Below are 1,975 nucleotides of genomic sequence, written 5' to 3'. Positions count from 1 at the left end.
ACTTTCTTCAGACCCCGTAGTTTTAACGGTAGTTGCCCCATCCAGTAGCGAAGCGTGCCAAAGGGGTGCTCCACCAGGGCTTTACGCTCGGCTATCCGCTCGCGCCCGTACCGGCTGGTCAGCTGCTGCCTGTATTGTTCGCGCCATTCGGCCCCGTGAAATACCGTCAGCGTGCGCACGCCGTCTGCTGCCTTGGTACACTCGCCGGCGACCGGGCACTCGGTGCAGTCGGTTCCCCGGTAGTGATCCATATAGACATCTTTCGTTTTGTTATATCTTCCCTTGGCGACCGGTTCCAGCGGCCGGCCCTGCGAGCATTCAAACGTGTCCGTCTCAGGCTTGTAGTCAAAGGTAATCGGACGGTTGGTTTTTGGCGCATCATTCTCCGGTACGTAGCATCGAATCGTCCCCTGATTTTGAATCCGTTGGATATCTCCCAAATCGGCATAGCCGGTATCGGCCAGCACCTCGGCCGGCTCCCGGCCCAGACGCCCGGTCGCCGCCCATACCATCGGCTCGAGCAGCTCAAAATCGGTTGCCTCCTGCGTGGCCGCTCCCACGACAATCATCTTATGGGCGCTGTCAACGGCCGTCTGCAGGTTGTAGGCGGGGTATTTGCCCCCACGGGCGGACTTCATCAGCCGCGCCTCGGAGTCGGCGGGGCTGATTTGGGTGGTGCCCTGGCGGTCAAGCTCTTCCTTCAGGCCTTCCAGACGGCGGATCTTCTCATGGAGTTTGTCAATCTGCTGGAGAATCTCCGAGGGGGGCCCACCATCGGGATCATCACCATCAAGTTCATCGACCTCATCTTGACAATCATTGAGGGCCAGCTGCTTCATCCACTGCTCAAGCTGCCTGTGGGATTTGGCCAGCTGGGCGTCAAGACGGTCCCCGTCGATCATATCCCACCCGGTGTAGGCTTTAAGTTTGGTCCCGTCAATGGCAATGCGCTCCCCGCTGATCCAGCCGCTGTCGGCCAGGAACCGGACAATCTGCTCGTTGACCCTCTGGATCTGGTCGGGGTAATCCCGGCGGTAGTCCGCAATGACTTTATACGAGGGCTGCAGCCCGCTGAGCAGCCAGATCACTTCGATATTACGGGTTGCTTCCGCCTCAAGCTTTCGCGAACTACTAATGCCGTGAATATACCCATACATGTAGAGTTTAATCAGCGCCGCTGCCGAATATCCGCGGCGGCCGACCGACGACTGCGGGGCCAGATGGTCGAAATGCTCGGTATCCCGGGCAATAATCTTGTCGATGAGTGCATCAATCAGCCGAACGGGGTGGTCGGGGGTGACCATGTCATCCAAACTGGTCATGAAGGTCATCTGGTTGCGGTCTGTAGGAATAATCGTTGGCATAGACAATGTATGTTTTAAGGTCAAATAACACCGTTTAAGATAATGAAAAACATATACTTAATCGATTTAAAACCAGTAAATTTCACCTTTTTTTTAAGAAAATTTGGTTCTTTATTTTCTCACAGCCTCTTGAGGGGAGACCGCATGAGCGTTCAGCGAAATGCGTGAGTGGTGTCTAATGGGATTCATTGCCAACCTGATACCGGTCCCCGACCTCGTCATTCTGCTCCTGAACACCCCTCAAAACCTGTTCTGAACGAACATAAAAAGACCAATTAAATCGGCAGTCGAGGCTCTAAGCAGCTTCTACACTTTCGAACTGTGTTCGATTTTGAACTGCATCGTCTTCAGAGTGCGAGTCCCGGTAATTTTTCAAACGGGCACCGAGCTCAGTCAGCTTACCTTTGTAGCCGGCATAGAGCGTGCCTGTTTTTTCGTGTGTCCGGATTATATCCCCGAGCTTGTCGAGGCGCTGTTCAGCAGAATTGACTTCCTCGATCAGTTCCTCAAAGGTATTGGAAAATGAGTTAGACTCATCGTTCATTCTGGCAATTTCTACCTTTCCCTTGATGTGAATAAACCGCAGAACAAGCAGGAAGCGTTCAATTTCG

Annotated in this window: 2 protein-coding genes; both read right to left on the bottom strand. The window is 53.7% G+C overall.

Translation table 11 applies throughout. The annotated features are described in order from the left end of the window. The coding region (locus VJ956_RS12665; protein ID WP_324085405.1) for an IS1182 family transposase at positions 1-1,331 on the bottom strand (1,331 nt) is incomplete at its 3' end. A gap of 328 nt (positions 1,332-1,659) precedes the next feature. After that, positions 1,660-1,975: hypothetical protein (locus VJ956_RS12660; protein WP_324085404.1), on the bottom strand; the 316-nt coding region annotated here is incomplete at its 5' end.

It is taken from the genome of Marinobacter sp. (assembly GCF_035268745.1).
In the GTDB taxonomy this organism is placed as follows: Bacteria; Pseudomonadota; Gammaproteobacteria; order Pseudomonadales; family Oleiphilaceae; genus Marinobacter.
The sequence above is the reverse complement of the archived record's forward strand: the minus strand, read 5'-3'. Positions and strand labels throughout refer to the sequence as shown.